Origin of the sequence: Virgisporangium aliadipatigenens (assembly GCF_016863615.1) — a bacterium.
Lineage (GTDB): Bacteria > Actinomycetota > Actinomycetes > Mycobacteriales > Micromonosporaceae > Virgisporangium > Virgisporangium aliadipatigenens.
This window is the reverse complement of record NZ_BOPF01000002.1, coordinates 436,171-455,648: the sequence shown is the minus strand read 5'-3', so window position 1 is coordinate 455,648 and position 19,478 is coordinate 436,171. Positions and strand designations below refer to the sequence as shown.

Genomic DNA, 19,478 nt, shown 5'->3' with positions numbered 1-19,478 from the left:
TGCCGCCCGGCGTCACGTGCAGGCACCGTCCAGGGTGCAGGCGGAGTTGGGGGTCTCGGTAGGCTCACGACGTTCGACCGGAACGTCGATCAGCCAGCACGGCCTGCTGCTGCAGCGGCGAGAGGCCCTGGGCGCGGGCGCTGTGCTGGGCGAGCGAACGCAGGCCGTGCCCGAGGCGTTCGACCGCGTCGGCAAGGCGCCGGTCCAGGTCACCGCGCTCGTCCATAGGACTCCGAAGCATACCTACCGGGCCCGGTCCCACCGCGCGGATCACTCTTCGTCGTACACCTCGTGCAGCACGGCGAGGTTCGCCGGGAACATCGCCTCCAGCCGGGGCATCCGCAGCGGCCTCGGCAACGGCTCCGGCGCCGGGCCCAGGTCGTCCGCCAGCGCCCGGGCGACCCGTTCGACGTGCTCGTGGAACGCGTCGTCCTCGCCGGTGAGCTGCTCGTACGCCGTCGAGGCCGCGAACTGCACGCCCTCCATCAGCAGCACGTACTCGCCGAGCGTGCCCGCCGCGACGCGTCGCACCGCCGGATGTTCGGCGAGGTTGTCCGGGTTCTCCAGCACGCGCTCGTACCAGTGCCGGCCGAGGCCGACCAGCCCGGCGAAGAAGTCGCTGAACCCGTCGTCGCCGACGAACCGCATGATCAGGTGCGCGGCCATGTGGATGCCGTCGCGGCCGGCGATCCGGTCGCACAGCGCCGCGAACCGGCACTCGAACGCGACGATCTCCGCCGGGCTCAGCCGGCCCAGCCGCGCCACCAGCGCCTCGCTCAGAACGATGTCCAGGGTGTCGTCGTCGCCCGTGCGTTCGTCCCACAGGGGTTTCACGTCCTCGCGGGCGGCCTCGACAATCTCCCAGCACCGTTCGGTGTTCACGGCGGGGATGATCGCACGAGCCCTGTGCGCCCGGTGCGCACGCGGCCGGGTCGCCCACCACCACCGGCCCGGCCGTCAGACGATGATCACCGCTGGTGATGTGCGCGGGAAACGGGTCCGCCCGACGCGCGGGATCGGCCCACGTCGCCACGAATGTCAACGACGAACGCTGCCGAAAACCCCAGAACCGGATCGGGCGTAGCGGCCCGGGGAGACGCCCATCACCCGCTTGAACGCCGTGTTGAACGCCGCCTCCGACGCGTAGCCGAGCGATCCGGCGATCCGGGCCAGCGTCTCTCCGCCGCGCACCAGCCGCTCCCCCGCCAGCATCATCCGCCAGCGGGTGACGTAGACGATCGGCGTCTCGCCGGTGCGTTCGCGGAAGCGGGCCGCGAAGATGGAGCGCGACATGCCGGCCCGCACCGCCAGGGCGTGCACCGTCCACGGGAACGCCGGGTCGGCGTGGATCGCACCGAGCGCCGCACTCAGCTGCGGGTCGGCGAGCGCGGCGAACCAGCCCACGTCGTCGCCGCCGCCCTCGGCCAGGTACAGGCGCAGCGCCTGCACGAGCATCATGTGCGCCAGCTGCTGCGCCATCAGCCAGGAGCCGGGCCGGCCCCCGCGCAGTTCGGCCGTCATCAGCTCGATCGACCAGCGCAGCCGGGCCCGGTCGCCGGAGGTGGCGACCCGCATCAGCGGCGGCAGCGTGCGCAGGAGCACCTCGGTGTGCGGGCTGTTCACCTCGAAGCGGCAGCCGACCAGGAAGACGTCGCCGCCGCCGTTGTAGGTCACGGTCTCGCCGGCGCGGTCCGGGTCGAGCACCTCGCTCGCTCTCTTCGGGGGAACGCCCGGAGCACTCCCGATCGTCACGACCCGACCGCTCGCCAGCACGAAGCACTCGCCGGCCGACAGTTCGACCGGTGCGGCGTCCTCCAGCGTCAGCCAGCAGGAACCCCGCATGACGGCGTAGCACTTGATCCGCCCGGCCAGGTCGTCGAGCGTGAGCGCCCACGGGCCGCCCGCGTCGAAGCCGCCGGTCAGGTAGCCGTACGGCTTCAGCAGCGAGAGCACCTCCGACAGCGGGTCGATCCCGTTCACCCGGCCCCCTCGGACGATCGCGAAGGAAATCGCGATTCTGGAGCATAGCTCGTACGGATCATGCTACCTACGTTCGAGACATGAGAGCTGTGGTCGTCACCTCGTTCGGCGCTACGCCGACGTATCAGGAGTTCCGCGAGCCGGAGGCCGCCGAGGGCGAATCGGTCGTCACCGTGCACGCCGCGCCGCTCAGTCCGATCGTGCGCAAGCTCGCCGCCGGCACGCACTACACCAGCGGCGCCGCCGCGGGTTTCGTGCCGGGCGTCGACGGCGTGGGCGTCGACGAGAACGGGCGACGCGTGTACTTCCTCTTCCCGAAGGCGCCGTTCGGGTCGATGGCGCAGCGGTCGCTCGTGGCGACCGGCTCGACGGTGCCGGTTCCCCCGGAAATGCCGTCCGAACGGGCGGCGACGGTCGCCGCGGCCGGGCTCGCGTCGTGGGTCGCGTTGACCCGGCGGGCGCCGCTGCACGGCGGCGAGACGGTCCTCGTCGTCGGCGCGACCGGTGCCGCGGGCGGCATGGCGCTGCGCACGGCGCGGCACCTCGGCGCGGGTCGGGTCGTCGCGGTCGGCCGCGACCCGGCCCGGCTCGCGCGGCTCGACGCCGACGCGCGGATCGGGCTCGACGGCGGGGCCGACGCGGCGCTGCGGGCCGAGTTCGACCGCGGGGTCGACGTGGTGCTCGACTTCGTGTGGGGCGCGCCGGCCGAACGGGTCCTGCGGGCCGCCACCGAGGGCCGAGGCTCCCGCACCGGCGAACCGCGGCTGCGTTACGTGCAGCTCGGCAACGACGCCGGCGCCGAGATCCCGCTGCGGGCCGACACGCTCCGCGGCTCCGGCCTCGAACTGCTCGGCAGCGGCGTCGGCAGCGTGGCCGTCGCCGACCTCGTGGCCGGTGCGGCCGAACTGCTGGCGGCCGGCTTCGACGCGCCGTACACCGCCGTGCCGCTGCGCGACGCCGAACGGGTCTGGAACGCCGACCCGGCCGTGCGCCACATCCTCGTGCCGGAGTAGGGATCAGCCGGGGACGGAGAGCTTGTCCGGCCAGTAGGCCCACTCCTCGAAGTCCTCGACCCGCCCGTCCGCGGCGAAGCGCAACACCCACAGGTCCCGGTACTCCTGGGGGTCCGGCTGACCATAGTGGACCTCCAGGCGTACCACCGCGGAGCGCCCCTCGACGGCGACCGGCTCGGCCGTCACCGTGAACGCCAGCCCCTCGTCCTCCAGCCAGAACCCCCGCACGGCGGCATGCCCGACCAGCGAGCGCGCGTACGGCGAACGCCGGTAGTGCACGTCCTCGGTGAACAGCCGCTCGACGGCTCCGACGTCGCCGTCGCGCCAGGCGCGCTCGTAGCCGCGCACCCACTCCATCACGCTGGTCCGATCCATGCCGCCCACTGTCCCACGGCGGCCCCGCGAACGGAGCCGGGTCAGCGACTGTGCCGCGGCGGCGACATCAACCCGATGACGGCAACCACGATCAGCGCCGCACCGGCGAGAACGGCCACGACCGGGAAGAAGGCCACGCCCTCGTCGACCAGCCGGTATCCGGTCCAGGCGGTCAGCAGCAGGCCGGCGAGGAGGTAGAACGCGCTCATGCCGCGCGATCTCGGGATGAAGGTCCATCGATTGTCCATGATGGACGGTTTTCCGGGGGCGGTGGCGGGCAAACGCGGATGCGCGGTCAGTGCGGGAAAGCCCTAGGGATCCGCGTCGCCACCTCCGCGCGGAACGCCGCGATCCGGGTGATCACCTGCTTGCGTCCGTAGGTGTTCTCGATCCGGTCCAGGTACAGGCAGCGCGCGGCGAGCCGGTCCAGGTCGACGGTGAAGTACATGGCCATCAGCGGGTTCACGAACAGGACGCTGTCGCTGGTGCGGCGGGTGAACTGCACGTCCCCGAAAGCGCCGCGGGTGGCCGCCGCGATCTGGCCCTGCACCACGGTCGGCCGCTGCGGGGTGGCCGCCTGCGCGTCGGCGACCGCGGCGCGGTACAGCGTCGCCTCCCGGCCGGCACTCGGGATCGAGAACGTGCCGAGGTAGCCGCCCTCCCGGTCGAGCGCGGCCAGGTTCTCCAGCACCTGCACGTGGTTGACGCCGTCGTACGCGTCGATGCCGAACCCGAGGCAGGTCACGAGCTTCACCGGCACGTCGAGGCGGGTCACGGCGGCCAGGCTGGTGATGTCCTCCACGGGTGTGCCCAGGGCGCTCTCGTCGCCGCGCAGCAGGATGTCGGTGCCGCCGTCGACCAGCACGATGGCGTCGATGTCGAGCCGTTCGACCAGGTATGCGTAGGCCTCGCGGAGCGGCTGCACGCCCAGCGGCGGGAACGCGTACACCGTCGACGGCCGGCCCTGTACGGCGAGCCAGCGGGCGAGGGTGCGTTCGGGGAAGTACCAGTCGGGGCTCTCGGTGTCCGGCGTCACCGCCGCGACGTGCTCCGCCGGCCAGGTGTCGCGGTCGGTCAGTTCCAGCTCCGAGAAGGACAGGCTGGCCAGGTGCACCCGCACGCCCCTGTCCCACAGTGCGAACGCCAGCGGCAGGCCGGCGTAGACGTCGAACCCGCCGCCGGCACCGGCGATCAGCACGTTGCGCGCCGGTGCCAGCGCGGTGAACAGCGGCGGGGTCGTCAGCGTGAACAAGCCGCCGATGCTACGCGGTCAGCCGGGCCGCGATCTGCGTGACGTGCCGGCCCTGGAACCGGGCCATGTCCAGTTCGACGTCGCTCGGAAGGCGTTCGCCCTTGAGGCCGGTGATGGTGCTGGCGCCGTAGGGGCTGCCGCCCTTCACCTCGTCGAAGCCGATCTGCCGCTGTTCGCTGTAGGGCAGCCCGACGACGAGCATCCCGTGGTGCAGCAGCGTCGTGTGGAACGACAGCGCCGTCGACTCCTGCCCGCCGTGCTGCGTGGCCGTCGACACGAACACCGAGCCGACCTTCCCCACGAGCGCGCCCGAGGCCCACAGCCCACCGGTCTGGTCGAGGAACGTGCGCATCTGCCCGGACATGTTGCCGAAGCGCGTTCCGGTGCCGAAGATGATCGCGTCGTATTCCGGAAGCTCCGCCGGATCGGCGACCGGCGCCGGCTGGTCGGCCTTTCCGCCGATCGCCGCGAACGCCTCCGGCGGCATCGTCTCCGGCACCCGTTTGAGCGACACCGTCGCACCGTCCACTGTGCACGCTCCGTCGGCGACGGCCGCCGCCATCGTCTCCACGTGCCCGTAGACGCTGTGGTAGAGCACCAGAACCCTGGTCACTGAACAACCTCCGCTTCCCGTGTGGTGGCGATCCCGCCCTGCAGCCGGGCGAGGAACCGCCGGCACGCCTCGACATCCAGGCCGTCGTCGCGCCAGGCGACGTAGCCGTCCGGCCGGATGACGTACAACGCCTGGGCGTCCGCCCGGGTGAGTCCGTAGCGCGCGAAGGCCTCCTCGCCGCTGTCGACGATGTGGGTCTGCACGCCCTCGATGCCGCGCAGCCGCACCTTCTCCACGTCGGTCAGCGGCCGGCGGGACAACGCCAGCAGGTGCAGGCGGTACCCGGCCAGCAGGTCGAAGAGCCGTCCGTCCGCGTCCGGTGCCCGGTCCCCCGCGCGCGGCCCCTTCTTCGACGCGAGCCGGCCGTCCACTGTGAACGGTCCCGCTCCGTAGGACAGCCCGGTCTGGGACAGCTTGCGGAACGCCTTGCGGTGCGGCACCGGCAGCGTGAACACCCGCTTCACGACGAACGGCCCGAACGTGTCGCGCAGCCGCGCGCGCGGGCCCGACAGGTCGGCCGTCACCTTGTACAGCCGGTCGGTGAAGCGCAGCAGTTCCACGCCGACCGGGTGGCGTTCGTCGTGGTAGCTGTCCAGCAGGGCGTCGTCGGCACCGGCGCGCAGCACGGCCGCGAGCTTCCACGCGAGGTTCGCCGCGTCCTGCAGGCCGGTGTTCATGCCCTGCCCGCCGGCCGGCGAGTGGATGTGCGCGGCGTCGCCGACCAGGAAGCCGCGGCCGACGCGGTAGCGTTCGACGTGGCGCAGGTGTGCCTGGTAGCGCGTCGTCCACTGTGGACTCGACAGCGTCACCGGCACGCACATCGCCTTGCGCAGCTCGGCTTCCAGCTCGGGGAGGTTCAGGTCGCCGTCGCGGCCGGTCTTGTCGGTGGTCATCACCCGGGAAGTGGTCGCGCCGGCGAGCGGGAGGAACAGGCCGATGCGGTCGCCGTTCATGAAGATGCGGAAGGTGTCGTGGTCGAAGGGCCACTCGACGCGGCAGTCGGCGAGCAGATAGCGCTGCGCGTAGGGATCGCCGTCGAAGTCGAGGCCGAGACCCTTGCGCACGACGCTGTGCGCGCCGTCGGCCCCGACGATGTAGTCGCACGTCACCGTCTCGCCGGTACTCAGGGCCGCCCGCACGCCGGTGTCGTTCTGGTCGAACGTCATGAGCGTCGTTCGACGTTCGACCGAAACACCGAAAGTGGCGAGGTCCCGCAACAGGACGTCCTCGATCTCGCACTGCGGCGCCATGAGAATGAACGGGTACGGCGTGTCCGGCGCCCGCGCGCGGTCGAAGTCGAGCCCACCGAGGTCGCGCCCCTTGATGTGGAACGTGATGCCGGTGTTGACCGCGCCGCGCGCGATGAGCTGGTCGGCGAGTCCGATGGAGCGGAACAGTTCGACGGTGCGCGCCTGTGTGGCGAAGGCCCGCGACTCGGTGCACGGGCCCGGCTTGGAGTCGACGATGCGCACGTCGATGCCTTGCCGCGCAAGCAGTGTGGCGGTCATCAGCCCGCTCGGCCCGGCCCCGACCACGAGGACGTCGGTCATGGTCTCACCCGCCTTCCGGCAGTGTGCTCAGCATCCGCAGGAACTGCTGCCGCAACGGACCCTCGACGTGCGGCCGCATCGCGCGGATGAACTCCTGCGTGTACGGCTGGGCGACGTGCCTTTCGAGGTCCTTCTTCGAGCGGAACACTTCATAGATGACGAACGATTGACGGTCGGCGCGGTCGCGGTGCACGTGGAACTCGATCGCGCCCTCCTCCGCGCGCAGCGGCTCGACCAGGTCGAGGATCAGCTTCTCGACGGCGTCCTCGTGGCCGAGTTTCGCGCGGGCGAAGCCGAGGTGCGTGTACGGGCCGGTCTCGTCGGCGTCCGGCTCGGGAAACTGCGGGGTGTGTGCCTCGGTCATAGGGTGAAAGTGTCGGCGCGCCCCGACGGCAAATACGACAGTGAGTCCCGCTGACCGGGATACCTTCGTACGCGTGGTGGACGTGCTGGTCGTCGGTGGCAGCGGACTCCTCGGGCGCGCGCTCGTGCGGCGGGCGGCGCGTTCGGGCGCCCGGGTCGCGGCGACCTACCACCGGCACGCGCCGTCGCGCGACGGCCGGCCGCTCGACATCCGCCGGCGGGACGACGTGGTCGCCACGCTCCGGCGGATCCGGCCGGCGGCGGTGGTCAACGCCGCATTCGACCAGGGAGACTGGGCGACGACCGCGGACGGTGCGGCGCACGTGGCGATCGCGGCGGTCGACGTCGGCGCCCGGCTCGTGCACGTGTCGAGCGACGCGGTCTTCTCCGGCCGGTCCGGCCGCTACACGGAGCGCGACCGCCCCTGCCCGGGAACGCCCTACGGCGCCGCCAAGGCCGCGGCGGAAACGGCGGTCGCCGCGATCGACCCGGACGCCGCCGTCGCCCGCACGTCGCTCATCATCGGCGGCGGCGAGTCGGCGCACGAGACGTTCGCGCACGCGCTCGTCGCCGGCACCGCGTCGGGCGTGCTCTTCACCGACGACGTGCGGTGCCCGGTGCACGTCGACGACCTGGCGGACGCGCTGCTCGAACTGGCCGGATCGGCGCACCCGGGCACGTACCACGTCGCGGGCCCGGAAGCGGTCAGCCGGCACGAACTCGGCACGCTCATCACCGGCCGCGCGCTTCCCGCCGGGCTGCGGGTGGACAGCGGGCTGCCGGGAGCCCGGGACGTGCGGCTGGACTGCGCGTGGACGCGTGCCCGCCTCGGCACACGGCCGCGCGGCGTGCGGGAGTTCCTCAGCCGATGACCGGCTCGGCCCACGCCGCGTACCCGAACTCCCACCGGAACACCGTCCCGTCGGCGCGCCCCAGCGTCGCGTCGACGGCGGACGCGATCAGGTGTTTGCCGGGCTCGACGATGCCGACCAGGTGACGCACCCGCGGGCCGTGGTGCACCCGGTACGGCAGGCCCTCGATGTCGACCACCCCGCAACCGGTGCCCGGCACGTCGAACGTCGTCGCGCGCACCTCCACGCTCCAGCCGGCCTTTCGCGCCTTGTGCACCCACACGTCGAACGCCCGTTCGCGGCTGTCGAACCGGCCCACGCGCGCGAGAATCTCGACCGGATCCGCCCGCTCGTCCATCGCATCTCCTTCGGTGACTACGAGCCGCATATTCCACCATCGTGTCGACAGGCTGACACGTTCGGACGATCCGGAACACTTTGCGTCACCGCCGAGTGAGCTGATACTGGACCGTCGATTCCGAAAGGCGGCCCGGTGGAGACAGATCCCAACGCACGACTCGCGTTCTTGCGGCAACTCGGCGGCTCCTGGCGGGAGGTGGCCATTTTCCTGCAAATTCCACCGTGGGAGCAATCGCGATGGCGCCAGGGCGACGAATCCGGGCACATCTGGGAGTGGCTGCAAGCTCGTGACCGCCTACACGACCTGCCCGATGCGCTGACCGCCGTGGACCGAGCCGATCTTGCCGGCGTGCTCGACCCGCCCGGCCGGAACTCCCGATGGCCGGATCGGGTACCACAGCGCGACAACCAGCCCGACCCGCGAAACGTGTTCGTCATTCACGGGCGCGACGAGGAGGCCCGAAAGGCGATCTTCGGGCTGCTGCGCGCCGTCGGGTTGCGGCCGCTCGAATGGGAACAGGCGGTCGGGCACACCAACAGTGCGGCGCCGTTCCTCGGTGACGTCGTGGCGACGGCGTTCCGGAAGATCCGGGCGGCCGTCGCGATCCTGACGCCGGACGACGCCGCTTTCCTGCACCCCGCCATGCGCGGCGCGGACGAGCCCGACTACGAGACCCGCCTCACCGGGCAGGTCCGACCCAACGTCCTGTTCGAACTCGGCATGGCGATCGCGCTGCACGAGGACCGCACGGTCATCATCGAAATGGGCCGGCTCCGTCCGTTCGCCGACCTGGGCGGCCGCAATGTGATCCGCTTCGACGGTTCGGTCGCCTCGATCAAGAAGATCGTCGACCGGCTCCGCACGGCGGGCTGCGACATCAACGTCACGGGCACCGACTGGCTCGACGTCGTTCCGTTCAAGGGCCTCGACGCGTACTCCCGTTCATTGGAGAGCCACCCGCCCGTGGCCGATGCGACCGAGGCCTCGCGACGAGACCGCGCACTGGCCCTGGCGCGATCTGCCGCGGATGCCGGGTCGGCCGCGGAGGCGCTCCGAAGCATCCGGGCGATCCCGGACGACGCCGACCGCCGCACGACGCTGCTGGAGATCGCGCGCTACCTGGACGACGAGGGGCTGACCGAGGCGTTCTCACTCGCGAAGATCCTCGCGGATCGTGGTACCCCGATGATCCTCGCGGAGTTGATGAGGTTCGCCGCCGAGGAGGACAACCCCCGTCATCAAGATCTTCGCACCACGGCAGTTTCCGCAGCCTTCGAGATCATCGATCCGGTCATCCGGGCCAAGGTTCTGAGCGCGATGGCCGACTATCTGGACGACCACCTCGTGCTCCAGGTGTTGCAGCGCGCATTCCGGATCGACAATCCGTTCTCTCTCGCCCACCTGATCGCCAGTTTCGCGCCGTATCTGACCCATGAACGAATGGAGATCACCCTCCGGCTCACCCGGCGACTGGACAACGACCTCGCGCTGAAGGAGGCGCTGTCCAGTTTCGGTCCGTACCTGTGCGCCGATCATCGAGCGGATGCGCTGGCGCTGGCGGAGCTGATCGAAGATCCGCAACTGCGCCGGATAACCGAGCGCGCACTCCAACGGTGATCCACCCGCAGTGGTAGCACTTTCGGACCTTTGTGTCCGGGGACACCTTCTCGATCAGTATTCGCACCGATACTGGGCTGTCGATCTGCGAAGGGCAGCCCGTGAAAGTTGACCCGGCAACCCGCCACAAGTTCTTTGCACGCCTGGGCGACAGCTGGCGGGATCTGGCTGACTACCTCGAGGTGCCGGCGTCCGATCAACGACGCTGGTGGGCGGGGCGGGAAGCCCGGGAATTGTGGCAGTGGCTGCAGGAGCGCGACGGACTTTCCGAGTTGCCCACAGCGCTGGCCGTGGTGGGCCGACGCGACCTCACCGCGCTGCTCGGCGGCGAATCGGCCGAGCCGGACCACCCGACAGCTTTCAGGGGCAGCGCGGTCCACGACGTGTTCGGCACAGCGTCAGGAACATCCTCGGTACACGCGGATCAGTCATCCATCTCCGGCGATCGCACGACGGCTCCCGACCCACACGACGTCTTCGTCATCCATGGGCGCGACGAAGAAGCACGCAGGGCGATCTTCGGCCTGCTGCGCGCGATCGGCCTGCGGCCGCTGGAATGGGAAGCTGCTGTCGGGCAGACCGGCAGCGCGGCACCGTTCCTCGGTGCGGTGGTGGACACCGCGTTCCGGAAAATCCAGGCGGCCGTCGCGATCCTGACGCCCGATGACGTCGCCTTCATGCACCCCGCCATGCGCAGCACGGACGAGCCCGACTACGAGATGCGGCCGACCGGCCAGGCCCGGCCCAACGTTCTTTTCGAACTCGGCATGGCGATGGCACTGCACCCCGAGCGCACGGTCATCATCGAGATCGGCCAGCTGCGCCCGTTCGCCGACCTGGGCGGGCGCAATGTGATCCGCTTCGACGGCTCCGTAGGCTCGATCAAGAAGATCGTCGAACGGCTCCGCATCGCCGGGTGCGACCTCAACGACAGAGGTACCGACTGGCTGAACACCGGTCCGTTCAATCAGTTGGACGCGTTCGCGCGTCGCTTCGATGCCGACGCGGTAACGGTCGACCTCACGGACGCCAAGCGCCGCGATCGCGCGCTTTCCCTGGCCCGGTCCGCCGCCGATCCGGACTCCGCCGCCCGGCGTGCCGGTCTCAGTACCTCCGCGTTACAGATGGCGGAGGGCATCACCGAACCCGGCGAACGTGCTCGTTCCCTGGCCGAGATGTCGCGTTACCTCTCGGGCCCCGATCGTCGGCTTGCGGCATCCCAGTCGCTCCGGGCCGTACGGATGGTGCAGGAAACCGCGAATCGGCGACTTGTGCTGCTGGAGATTGCCCGATACCTCGACGACGAGACGATGACGGAGGCGTTCGACGTCGCGGAAATCCTTGCGGAGGTCGAGGCGCCAATTGTCGTTGCCGAAGTCATGAAGTACTTCGCCGACAAGGACAACGACGTTCAGCGCAAGCTGCGCGCGAGGGCGGTGCGAGTCGCAACAGAGGTGATCGATCCCGCGACACGAGCCACCGTTCTCGCCGCGATGGCGCCCTACCTGGACTACGACCTCCTGGACACCGTCGTCCAGCACGCCGCCCGAATCGCCGATCCGGACACCCTGTCCCGCCTGATCGAGAGTCTGGCGCCGCATCTGGTTCTCGAGCAACTGGACAAAGTCCTGCTGCTCACATGGCAACTGGATGACGACACCACGCTGAAGAGGGCATTGATCAGTCTCGCGCCGTACCTCTACACAGATCAACGTGATAAGGCGCTGGCGATCGCCGGGCATATCGAGGACCCGAAGCTGAGAAGTGCGGCCCAGCGGGCCCTGCGGCCATGACCGAACGAATACCGCTCTCGTCCGGAACGATGCCGGCCGCGAATGCGGCGGCCGCCGGGAGGGGCGCCCGAGTAGTGGGGGCGTACGCATGTTTCGGGCGGCGTTTGACATGTGCGAGGCCCCACCACTTGAGCGCCGGCCCCTTATAGTCGCGCGGTGGATCCGGAAACCGTCCAGCGGGCGTACTCATCCGTCGCGGGGCTCTACATCGACCTGTTCGGCACGAGGGAGCGGACCCATCCCGACGATCTCGCCTTCATCGGGCGGCATCTCAAGGACTGCCCGGGCCCGGTGCTCGACCTCGGCTGCGGACCCGGCCACCTCACCGCGTACCTGCGTTCGCTGGGCGTCGACGCGTCCGGCATCGACCTGGTGCCGGAGTTCGTCGCGCACGCGCGGGCGGCCCATCCGGACGGGCACTACCGGATCGGGTCGATGACCCGGCTCGATGCGGCCGGCGGCTCCGTCGCCGGGATCCTGGCGTGGTTCTCGCTGATCCATCTGCCGCCGGACGAGATCGACGACGTGCTCGCGGAGTTCCGGCGGGTGCTGGCTCCGGGCGGGTCGCTGGTGGTCGGCATGTTCGACGGGGACGAGGTGGCCGCGTTCGAGCACAAGGTCGTGACCGCCTACCGGTGGTCCCCCGCCGCGCTGTCGCAACGGCTGTCGCACGCCGGTTTCGCCGAGGTCGACCGCCTGCACCGCCCGAGCGACGGCACGCACCGGCCGTACGCCGCCGTCGCCGCCCGGGGCTGAGCGGGTCAGCCGCGCACCGACTCCCAGCGTTTGGTCTGCTGGTTCCAGAAGACACGCCGGAGCCCGGTCCCACCCGGCTCCCGCTCGGTCAGGTCGAGGTCGGCGAGCGCCCGGATCGCCTCCGGCGGGCTGTCCGTCCACAGGTGCAGGGCGAGGTTGAGCGACGGGTCGGGATCCTGGACGATCAGCAGCTCGCCGCCGTAGTGGTCGGCCGGCGCGCCGCCGCTGCGGTGGAAGAGCCGGCGCAGGCCCTGCCGCACGGCGACGTACGTGTCCTCGGCCGCCTTGGCGACCAGCCCTTGGACGAACGGCAGGACGGCGGTCGTGAGAACGGCGGTCGCCACGACCGCGAACCACGGCGCGGCGCCGGTGACGGTCCCCTCGGACCTGCTCGCCAGCTCCGCGTCGAGGCGCCGCTGCCACCCGCCGGCCTCGTCGCTGCGCCCGAGACGTTCCAGGAGGTCGATCAGGGGCGCCATGGCCTCCGTGGCACCCGCCTCGGCGGCCGCGCGGTACGCCTCGACGGCCTCGTCGAACCGTTCCTGGCGATCGAACAGCCGAGCGAGCCGGGTCGCCGCGAACAGGCCGCCGTCCGTCATCGCACGCCGGTACCACCGCTCCGCCTCGGCCCCGTCGCGCTCGGCGAGCAGGTCGGCGAGGGACACCGCCGCCCAGGTGTCACCCGCCTCGGCGGCCCGCCGGTACCAGCGCTCGCGTTCGGCGCCGGTGCTGTGTGCCGCGAGCCGCGTCATCGCCGCCACGTTGCCGCCGTCGGCGGCGGCCAGGAGCCAACGCCGCATCTCCGCGTCGTCGCCGGTGCGGCTCGCGCTGACCCTCGCGTCCCAGTGGAACTGCGCCAGCCGCAGCATCGCCTCGGTGTCGCCCCGCTCGGCGGCTTTCAGGTACCAGGGTTCGGCCTCGGCGGGCCGGTGATCCGTGTAGGCGGCGTCGCCGACGCACACCATCGCGCGGGTGTCGCCCGCCTCCACCAACGCCTGGAACCACGGCTCCGCCTCATGTGCCGCTCCACCCCGTCCGGCCATACGGTAGACCCTACGCGTGTCCCGATAGAAACGCGTCACTCGTGAAGTACGCGCGCCTTTCCGCATAGGGGCGGCGGCGTTCCGCGCTGACGAGTTCGGGACGGGGCCGCGAGCCGTAGAGGTCGTCGCCGGCGTAACGCGGGAAGACGTGCACGTGGTGATGCCAGACGTCCTGGTTGCCGGCGGGCTCGTTGTGCTGGCGCACCGACGTTCCGGCGCAGCCGTACGTGTGCCGCAGGGCGATCGCGATCTCGCGCACCAGGTCGTGCACGGCGTGCCCGTAGCGGGTGGGCAACTCGTACAGGTTCTCGTGGTGGTCGTTCGGCACCACGATGACGTGACCGTGGTTGTTGGGCCACCAGCGCGGCGAGACGAACGCCGTCGCCAGCGCCGCGCGGCGCACGATGTCGTCGTTGTCCGGCAAGGCGAGCTGCCGGCACATCGGGCACACGTAGCCCGCCGGCTCGTGGCGCGCAGTGGCGATCCGCCGCAGCAGTTCCTCGATGAACGGCGCCTTGCCCGCCCGGTAGCGCGGCCGGTCGTCCGGGTCGACGGCCGCGAGCCGCCGCTTGAGCCGCGCGTACTCGGCCGCGTCGCCGGGATGGCCGCGCAGGTGGTCGCGGAACGCCAGCAACGAACGCCAGTTCGCCGCGGCGTCCTCGACGACGTGCAGGTGATGCGTGCGCCGGCCGACGTCCGGATAGCAGAACGACCACTTGCGCGCCGGCTCGTCACCGGGCTCCGGGGCGTGCGTCCAGCCGGCGGCGGTCATGGCCCCGACGAAGTCACCGGCCCGGACATCGGGCACCCGGGCGAGCGGCGGTCATGTCGACCTGAGTACCTGCTGCGCGTCGTCGGCGCGGAGCACCCCGAGACCCGGGAGACGATGCGCGCGCTCGGGGTAGACGCGACGGGACCCGCGCCGTGACGCGGGTCCCGTGGAGCGCAAGAGGCTACCGGCCGAACCGGCTGGTCACCGCCTGCCAGACGCGAGCCGCACGGTTGCGCGGCTTGTTCCGGCTGCGCTGCCAGACGGTGGCTCCCGCCGCGGCCGCCGCGAGGGCGACGACGCCGGCGCCCGCACCGGCCCAGCGGCGCGGCTGCTGACGCACGGACTCCTGAACCCGTTCGGCCTGACGCTTGGTGCCCTCGGCCACCCGCGTCTTCACGTCGGTCTGCGCGTTCGGCGCGGTCGGCGCAATGGGCGCGGTCGTAGTCATCAGAATGTTCCCTTCCGTGGATTGCCATTCTGCACCGTCGCTTACCCACGCTCCACCCGGCTCAACCCGATCGGGTCGAACGGGTGACATTCCCGCGTGGGAGTTTGCGCCGATCAAGGCGGGGCATCGGACGTTCCACCGAAAGCCGCCACAGACAGGGACATGAACGATGGTCGCATTCACCGCGCATGACGGCCTCCGGGCGCGCATCCCCCGGCTCCTGCCGACCCTGCCGCGCCTGCAGCGGCGCATCGTGACGCTGCGCTTCTACCGCAACCTCACCCCGGCGCAGATCGCGGTCGACGTCGGCCTGTCCCACCTGCAGGTGGCCCGGCTCCTGCGCAGCGCCCTGCGCCAGCTGCAGACCGCGCTGCTCGCCGGCTAGGAACCCGCGCGGATCCCGAACAGGAACCGGGTCACCGGCGTGCGCCGCACCAGCAGGTCGTAGACGGCGAACATGACGACGAACGACGCCACCACGATTACCAGGTACTTGGCGGCCGGCGGCCACGGCCGGCCGACGACGAGGTACGCGGCCGCCACGACGATCGGCTGGTGCAGCACGTACAGCGGCAGCGCGGCGGTCCCCAGGTAGGCGAGCACCGGCCGGGGCCGGCCCGCACCCGTCGACGGCTCGCCGCGCGGCCGGTCGAGCAGCCCGAGGATCGCCACCAGCCAGCACCAGCCGGCCAGCCCGAACGCGATCCGCCCGAGGATCGCCGGCGTCTCCATGTCCACGAACGGTTCGCCCTCGGTCGCCCCGAACCCGGCCCCCGCCGCGCCGAACAGCACCAGGCCGAGCACCGCCGCCGGCACGGCGTCGCGCCGCATCGCTTCCCGGAACCGGTCGTCGCCCGCCAGCACCATCCCGTACAGGAACAGCAGCAGGTAGGCCCACCGGCTCCAGCCTGCGAAGGACTCCTCCATGCCGAGGAGCGCGGCGATCGCCGCCAGCGGGATCGCCGGCAGCAGCACGACCCCGCGCCGGGCCGTCGCTTCGGCCACGGCGTCGCGGGCGGTCACCGCCCGTCCGAGCGGCACCCATGCCGCCACCGCCACCACCATCAGGGTGAACGCCAACAGCAGCACCACGAACCACAGATGCCCGGTCTCGAAGTACTCCCCCCGCAGCAGGAACGGAAAGTCGGCCAGGCTCACCCGCACGTCGTAGAACTCCGGCAGGAACCGCCAGTAGGAGTCGTGGTATCCCGGGTCGGCGGCCCGCAGGTGCAGCCACGGCGGCACGGGCAGGATCGTGAGGATCGCGAACAGCAGCGGCACACCGAGGCGGAGCAGGCGTTCGACGGCGAGCCCGCCGGGTCCGCGCCGCCGCAGCGAGTGCCAGGTGCCGACGCCCGAGATGAGGAAGAGCGCCGGCATCGCCCACACCACGCACAGCCCGGCGATGAACGTCGTCACGCCGGTGGTCTGCGCGTTCTTCACGTAGTAGTCGTCGCGGGAGTCGAAGACCAGCGAGGCGTGGAAGAAGACCAGGCCGAGCACCACCACCAGGCGGATGGCGTCCAGTTCGGGACGGCGAGCGGTGCGCGGCGGCGCCTGTGGTTCCCCCATGCCGCCATCGTGGCAGCCGTCAGGTCTTCGCGGTCATCGACTGTTCGACCCAGTTCTTCAGGGCGGCCGCCGACGCCGTGCCCGAACGCCGTGCGCGCACCTTCCCGCCTTCCACCACCATGAGCGTCGGCACCGCCTGCACGACGAAGCGGCGCGACAGGCCCGGCGCCCGGTCGATGTCGACCTTCACGAGCTTCACCCGGCCGGCGAGGTCCCGGGCGACCTGTTCGAGTGCCGGGCTCACCATGCGGCACGGCCCGCACCAGGTCGCCCAGAAGTCCACGATCACCGGCAACGGTGACTCCTCCACCACGTTCGCGAACGTGGCGTCGCCGGCGTCGACGACCCACGGCAGCCGCGCGCGGCACTTCCCGCACGCCGGCGCGCCCGAAGCGGCCGGCGGGATCCGGTTGCGCTGCCCGCACTTCGGGCAGGCGATGATGTCAGCGGCCATCCTGGTCTCCCTTCGCCGCAGGGAAGACAACATCGACGCCGTCCGCATTCCCCGCCGAGGCGAGGCTCACTCGTGGTTGCCGGTGCCCGAACCCGGGTAGAGGGCCTCCCGGAGGTGATCATCGGTGAGCGGCACGTACCAGTTCGTCGTGGTGGCCAACCGGCTGCCGGTCGACGCGGCCGAGGACGGCGGGTGGACGCGCAGCCCCGGCGGGCTGGTGACGGCGGTGCACCCGATCGTGCGGCGGCTCGGCGGCGCGTGGGTCGGCTGGACCGGCGGGGCGGACGAGGAAGCGGAGCCGTTCGACTTCGACGGCATGCACCTGCACCCCGTCGGGCTGAGCGCGCGGGACATCGACCGGTTCTACGAGGGGCAGTCGAACGCCACCATCTGGCCGCTCTTCCACGACGCCGTCGAGCAGCCGGTGCACCACCGCGAATGGCGCGAGGCGTACGAGGCGGTCAACCGCCGGTTCGCCGACGCGACGGCCGCGCTCGCCGCCGAGGGCGCCACGGTGTGGGTGCACGACTATCAGCTGATGCTGGTGCCGGCGATGCTCCGGGAGCACCGTCCCGACCTGCGCATCGGCTTCTTCCTGCACATCCCGTTCCCGCCGGTGGAGCTGTTCATGCAGCTGCCGCGCCGGGCCGACCTGCTGCGCGGGCTGCTCGGGGCCGACCTGGTCGGGTTCCAGCGCCCGCTGGCCGCGCAGAACTTCCTCCAGCTGACCGAACGGCTGCTGGGCCTGTCGCCGAAGGAGGACCGCGTCGAGGTCGACGGGCGCACGGTTACCGCACGGGCGTTCCCCATCTCGATCGACGTCGACGAGATCGAGGAACTGGCGAACGACCCGGAGGTGCGCGAGCAGGCGAGGCACCTGCGCCAGGAACTCGGCGACCGGCGGCTGCTGCTCGGCGTGGACCGCCTGGACTACACGAAGGGGATCGAGCAGCGCCTCAAGGCGTTCCACGAGCTGTTGCGCGACGGCACCGTCACCAACGAGGAGGCGGTGCTGGTGCAGGTCGCGACGCCGAGCCGGCTGCGGGTGGCGCAGTACCAGCAGCTGCGCGACCGGGTGGAGCTGGAGGTCGGCCGGATCAACGGCGAGTTCGGCGACGTCGGCCGGGCGCCGGTGCACTACCTGTTCCAGTCCCGCGACCGGGCCGAACTGGTCGCCATGTACCTCGCCGCCGACGTCATGGTCGTCAGCCCGCTGCGCGACGGGATGAACCTGGTCGCGAAGGAGTACGTCGCCGCACGGGTCGACGACGGCGGCGCGCTGGTGCTCAGCGAGTTCACCGGCGCGGCGGCCGAACTGGACGAGTCGTTCCTGGTCAACCCGCACGACGTCGAGGATCTGAAGCGGGGCATGTGCGCCGCCCTCGCGGCCTCGCCGCAGGACCTGGCGGGGCGGATGCGCACGATGCGCGCCGTGGTGCACGAGCACACCGTCGACCGGTGGGCGAAGGAGTTCCTCGACGCGTTGGCGGACGTCAGCTGAGAACGGCGCGGTGGAAGACCGCGTGGGCGGGCGGCTCGCCGTCGACGACCACGTCCCCGTGGAACGTCGCCCGCCCGCACGACCAGTCCTCGCTGTACCTGGCCCGCTTCAACCGGCTCCCGTCCAGCCGCGTCGTCCCGTGGAACTGCGCCGCGCTGAAGTCGACGAAGTCGGCCGCGCAGCCGCGCAGGTCCAGGTCGACGAGCGTGGCACCGCAGAGCCAGACGTTCAGGTCGGGCGTGTGTCGCAGCTGCTCCGCCAGTGCCTCCTGCGCGGCCTTGCGCAGCGCCACCAGCGCCTCCTGCGCGGCGGTGCGCGATCCCGCCCGCAGCTCGAACGGCACCGGCACCCGCAGGAACGCGCACAGCGTCTGCACGACGCGTTGGCGCAGCTCGGGGCGTTCGTCGGCGAGGCGCGCGAGGTTTTCCAGGTCGGTGCCGTCGGCGATCCGGCCGGCGTAGGGGGCCACGGACGCGTCGGGCGTCAGGTCGCCACCGCCGGCCGGCACGCTCCAGCCGAGCGGCCACCGCGACGGGCCGTACTCGCCGCCGCCGGCCCACGCGGCGCCGGTCAGGTCGACGGCCGGCTGGTCGAGCTGGACCCGTTCGGCGAAGCGGGCGCCGGTGAACGCCGCCCCGGCCGCGAAGCGGGCGTTGTAGAACCAGGCCGGCCCGTCGAAGCGCACCTGCCGGAACGACGCGTCGGCGCGGAAGCGCGCGCCGTCGCCGCCCTCCTCCCAGTCCTGGTAGTCCTCGATGAGCACCGCCAACGGCCACTGCGGGTCGTCCTCGTTGGGCTCGTCCCACGGGGCCGGCACGATCTCCTCGATGCCCTCCCAGGCCTCGTCGTCCTCCCACCACGTGTCGGTGCCCCGGCCGAACCAGGCGACGTCGACGAAGTGCGCGCCGGTGAAGTCGGCCCGGCCGCGGAAGCGCACCCGCCCGAACTCCGCCTCGCCCTCGAACCGCGCGCCGGTGAAGTCCACGTCGCCGTGGAAGACCGCGCGGGTGAAACGGGCGCCGCCGGCGAAGGTGGCGCCGGCGAAGCGGGTCGTGCCGTGGAACCGGGTGTCGGCGAAGTCGGCGCCGTCGAGCACCCGGCCGCTGAGGTCCGCGTCGACGAGGGTCTCCCCGGAATGATCGATGGCCACGGCGGGCAGCCTAG

The 19,478-nt window shown here is 71.4% G+C and carries 23 protein-coding genes; 7 read left to right on the top strand and 16 right to left on the bottom strand.

Going from position 1 to position 19,478, the window contains the following annotated elements; genetic code table 11:
* Window positions 1–64: 64 nt before the first annotated feature.
* The 3 genes from Val02_RS02740 to Val02_RS02730 all read right to left on the bottom strand — a co-directional run bounded on the left by Val02_RS02740 (window position 65) and on the right by Val02_RS02730 (window position 1,980).
* Window positions 65–226, bottom strand: a complete 162-nt coding sequence (locus Val02_RS02740; RefSeq protein ID WP_203897220.1) for a hypothetical protein — start codon at window positions 224–226, stop codon at window positions 65–67.
* Between the two features lie 44 nt (window positions 227–270).
* Window positions 271–882: a DUF4240 domain-containing protein gene (locus Val02_RS48110; RefSeq protein WP_203897219.1), complete on the bottom strand. Its 612-nt coding sequence runs from the start codon at window positions 880–882 to the stop codon at window positions 271–273.
* Window positions 883–1,038: 156 nt separating this feature from the next.
* Window positions 1,039–1,980, bottom strand: coding sequence for an AraC family transcriptional regulator (locus Val02_RS02730; protein ID WP_239151735.1), 942 nt, complete (start codon window positions 1,978–1,980; stop codon window positions 1,039–1,041).
* An 80-nt stretch (window positions 1,981–2,060) separates the two neighbouring features.
* Between Val02_RS02730 and Val02_RS02725 the strand changes: the two genes are divergently transcribed.
* Complete coding sequence (locus Val02_RS02725; protein WP_203897218.1) at window positions 2,061–2,993, top strand: quinone oxidoreductase family protein; 933 nt, start codon at window positions 2,061–2,063, stop codon at window positions 2,991–2,993.
* Between the two features lie 3 nt (window positions 2,994–2,996).
* Here the strand turns inward: Val02_RS02725 and Val02_RS02720 are convergent, their stop codons facing one another.
* From Val02_RS02720 to Val02_RS02695, 6 genes are all read right to left on the bottom strand, one after another.
* On the bottom strand, window positions 2,997–3,368 hold the full coding sequence (locus Val02_RS02720) for a YybH family protein (RefSeq protein ID WP_203897217.1): 372 nt from the start codon (window positions 3,366–3,368) through the stop codon (window positions 2,997–2,999).
* A gap of 41 nt (window positions 3,369–3,409) precedes the next feature.
* On the bottom strand, window positions 3,410–3,577 hold the full coding sequence (locus Val02_RS02715; protein WP_203897216.1) for a hypothetical protein: 168 nt from the start codon (window positions 3,575–3,577) through the stop codon (window positions 3,410–3,412).
* Between the two features lie 86 nt (window positions 3,578–3,663).
* The gene (locus Val02_RS02710) at window positions 3,664–4,620 is read right to left on the bottom strand and encodes a DUF1152 domain-containing protein (protein WP_203897215.1); all 957 of its coding nucleotides are present in this window, start codon (window positions 4,618–4,620) and stop codon (window positions 3,664–3,666) included.
* Between the two features lie 10 nt (window positions 4,621–4,630).
* Window positions 4,631–5,233 carry an NAD(P)H:quinone oxidoreductase gene (wrbA, locus tag Val02_RS02705; protein ID WP_203897214.1) on the bottom strand — a complete coding sequence of 201 codons (603 nt, stop codon included), beginning with the start codon at window positions 5,231–5,233 and terminating at the stop codon, window positions 4,631–4,633.
* Window positions 5,230–6,783, bottom strand: a complete 1,554-nt coding sequence (locus tag Val02_RS02700) for an FAD-dependent monooxygenase (protein WP_203897213.1) — start codon at window positions 6,781–6,783, stop codon at window positions 5,230–5,232. Before Val02_RS02700 ends, wrbA begins: the two co-directional genes overlap by 4 nt.
* Window positions 6,784–6,787: 4 nt before the next feature.
* Window positions 6,788–7,147, bottom strand: coding sequence for a putative quinol monooxygenase (locus Val02_RS02695; protein WP_203897212.1), 360 nt, complete (start codon window positions 7,145–7,147; stop codon window positions 6,788–6,790).
* A 76-nt stretch (window positions 7,148–7,223) separates the two neighbouring features.
* Here Val02_RS02695 and Val02_RS02690 point away from each other — a divergent pair, with 76 nt between their 5' ends.
* Window positions 7,224–8,018 carry an SDR family oxidoreductase gene (locus tag Val02_RS02690; protein WP_203897532.1) on the top strand — a complete coding sequence of 265 codons (795 nt, stop codon included), beginning with the start codon at window positions 7,224–7,226 and terminating at the stop codon, window positions 8,016–8,018.
* Here the strand turns inward: Val02_RS02690 and Val02_RS02685 are convergent.
* Window positions 8,008–8,355, bottom strand: a complete 348-nt coding sequence (locus Val02_RS02685; RefSeq protein WP_203897211.1) for a hypothetical protein — start codon at window positions 8,353–8,355, stop codon at window positions 8,008–8,010. The genes Val02_RS02690 and Val02_RS02685 overlap by 11 nt on opposite strands.
* A 135-nt stretch (window positions 8,356–8,490) precedes the next feature.
* Between Val02_RS02685 and Val02_RS02680 the strand changes: the two genes are divergently transcribed.
* From Val02_RS02680 to Val02_RS02670, 3 genes are all read left to right on the top strand, one after another.
* A complete protein-coding gene (locus tag Val02_RS02680; RefSeq protein WP_203897210.1) occupies window positions 8,491–9,975 on the top strand; it encodes a TIR domain-containing protein in 1,485 nt (494 codons plus the stop codon).
* Window positions 9,976–10,007: 32 nt separating this feature from the next.
* On the top strand, window positions 10,008–11,768 hold the full coding sequence (locus tag Val02_RS02675; RefSeq protein ID WP_203897209.1) for a TIR domain-containing protein: 1,761 nt from the start codon (window positions 10,008–10,010) through the stop codon (window positions 11,766–11,768).
* 156 nt (window positions 11,769–11,924) lie between these two features.
* Entirely contained in the window at window positions 11,925–12,524 is a 600-nt protein-coding gene (locus Val02_RS02670) for a class I SAM-dependent methyltransferase (protein ID WP_203897208.1), read from the top strand.
* A gap of 5 nt (window positions 12,525–12,529) precedes the next feature.
* Here the strand turns inward: Val02_RS02670 and Val02_RS02665 are convergent, their stop codons facing one another.
* From Val02_RS02665 to Val02_RS02655, 3 genes are all read right to left on the bottom strand, one after another.
* The gene (locus Val02_RS02665) at window positions 12,530–13,567 is read right to left on the bottom strand and encodes a tetratricopeptide repeat protein (RefSeq protein WP_203897207.1); all 1,038 of its coding nucleotides are present in this window, start codon (window positions 13,565–13,567) and stop codon (window positions 12,530–12,532) included.
* Between the two features lie 10 nt (window positions 13,568–13,577).
* Window positions 13,578–14,375, bottom strand: coding sequence for a GrpB family protein (locus Val02_RS02660; RefSeq protein WP_203897206.1), 798 nt, complete (start codon window positions 14,373–14,375; stop codon window positions 13,578–13,580).
* 145 nt (window positions 14,376–14,520) lie between these two features.
* Window positions 14,521–14,787, bottom strand: a complete 267-nt coding sequence (locus Val02_RS02655) for a hypothetical protein (RefSeq protein WP_203897205.1) — start codon at window positions 14,785–14,787, stop codon at window positions 14,521–14,523.
* Between the two features lie 169 nt (window positions 14,788–14,956).
* Between Val02_RS02655 and Val02_RS02650 the strand changes: the two genes are divergently transcribed.
* The gene (locus tag Val02_RS02650) at window positions 14,957–15,172 is read left to right on the top strand and encodes a sigma factor-like helix-turn-helix DNA-binding protein (RefSeq protein WP_203897204.1); all 216 of its coding nucleotides are present in this window, start codon (window positions 14,957–14,959) and stop codon (window positions 15,170–15,172) included.
* Here the strand turns inward: Val02_RS02650 and Val02_RS02645 are convergent.
* Window positions 15,169–16,359 (bottom strand): acyltransferase family protein, encoded by a 1,191-nt coding sequence (locus Val02_RS02645; protein ID WP_203897203.1) that lies wholly within the window; start codon window positions 16,357–16,359, stop codon window positions 15,169–15,171. The two genes, Val02_RS02650 and Val02_RS02645, sit on opposite strands and share 4 nt — an antisense overlap.
* Window positions 16,360–16,378: 19 nt before the next feature.
* On the bottom strand, window positions 16,379–16,813 hold the full coding sequence (trxA, locus tag Val02_RS02640; protein WP_203897202.1) for a thioredoxin: 435 nt from the start codon (window positions 16,811–16,813) through the stop codon (window positions 16,379–16,381).
* A 124-nt stretch (window positions 16,814–16,937) separates the two neighbouring features.
* Between trxA and Val02_RS02635 the strand changes: the two genes are divergently transcribed.
* The gene (locus tag Val02_RS02635; protein ID WP_203897201.1) at window positions 16,938–18,314 is read left to right on the top strand and encodes an alpha,alpha-trehalose-phosphate synthase (UDP-forming); all 1,377 of its coding nucleotides are present in this window, start codon (window positions 16,938–16,940) and stop codon (window positions 18,312–18,314) included.
* Here Val02_RS02635 and Val02_RS02630 read toward each other — a convergent pair.
* Window positions 18,307–19,464: a pentapeptide repeat-containing protein gene (locus Val02_RS02630; protein ID WP_203897200.1), complete on the bottom strand. Its 1,158-nt coding sequence runs from the start codon at window positions 19,462–19,464 to the stop codon at window positions 18,307–18,309. The two genes, Val02_RS02635 and Val02_RS02630, sit on opposite strands and share 8 nt — an antisense overlap.
* Between the last annotated feature and the right edge of the window lie 14 nt (window positions 19,465–19,478).

Excerpts from the sequence above, each read along its gene's own strand:
- Val02_RS02740 (WP_203897220.1), bottom strand. The coding sequence starts at position 226 with ATGGACGAGCGCGGTGACCTGGACCGGCGCCTTGCCGACGCGGTCGAA.
- Val02_RS02725 (WP_203897218.1), top strand. The coding sequence starts at position 2,061 with ATGAGAGCTGTGGTCGTCACCTCGTTCGGCGCTACGCCGACGTATCAG.
- Val02_RS02720 (WP_203897217.1), bottom strand. The coding sequence starts at position 3,368 with ATGGATCGGACCAGCGTGATGGAGTGGGTGCGCGGCTACGAGCGCGCC.
- Val02_RS02715 (WP_203897216.1), bottom strand. The coding sequence starts at position 3,577 with ATGAGCGCGTTCTACCTCCTCGCCGGCCTGCTGCTGACCGCCTGGACC.
- Val02_RS02700 (WP_203897213.1), bottom strand. The coding sequence starts at position 6,783 with ATGACCGACGTCCTCGTGGTCGGGGCCGGGCCGAGCGGGCTGATGACC.
- Val02_RS02695 (WP_203897212.1), bottom strand. The coding sequence starts at position 7,147 with ATGACCGAGGCACACACCCCGCAGTTTCCCGAGCCGGACGCCGACGAG.
- Val02_RS02685 (WP_203897211.1), bottom strand. The coding sequence starts at position 8,355 with ATGGACGAGCGGGCGGATCCGGTCGAGATTCTCGCGCGCGTGGGCCGG.
- Val02_RS02665 (WP_203897207.1), bottom strand. The coding sequence starts at position 13,567 with ATGGCCGGACGGGGTGGAGCGGCACATGAGGCGGAGCCGTGGTTCCAG.
- Val02_RS02655 (WP_203897205.1), bottom strand. The coding sequence starts at position 14,787 with ATGACTACGACCGCGCCCATTGCGCCGACCGCGCCGAACGCGCAGACC.
- Val02_RS02650 (WP_203897204.1), top strand. The coding sequence starts at position 14,957 with ATGGTCGCATTCACCGCGCATGACGGCCTCCGGGCGCGCATCCCCCGG.
- Val02_RS02645 (WP_203897203.1), bottom strand. The coding sequence starts at position 16,359 with ATGGGGGAACCACAGGCGCCGCCGCGCACCGCTCGCCGTCCCGAACTG.
- trxA (WP_203897202.1), bottom strand. The coding sequence starts at position 16,813 with ATGGCCGCTGACATCATCGCCTGCCCGAAGTGCGGGCAGCGCAACCGG.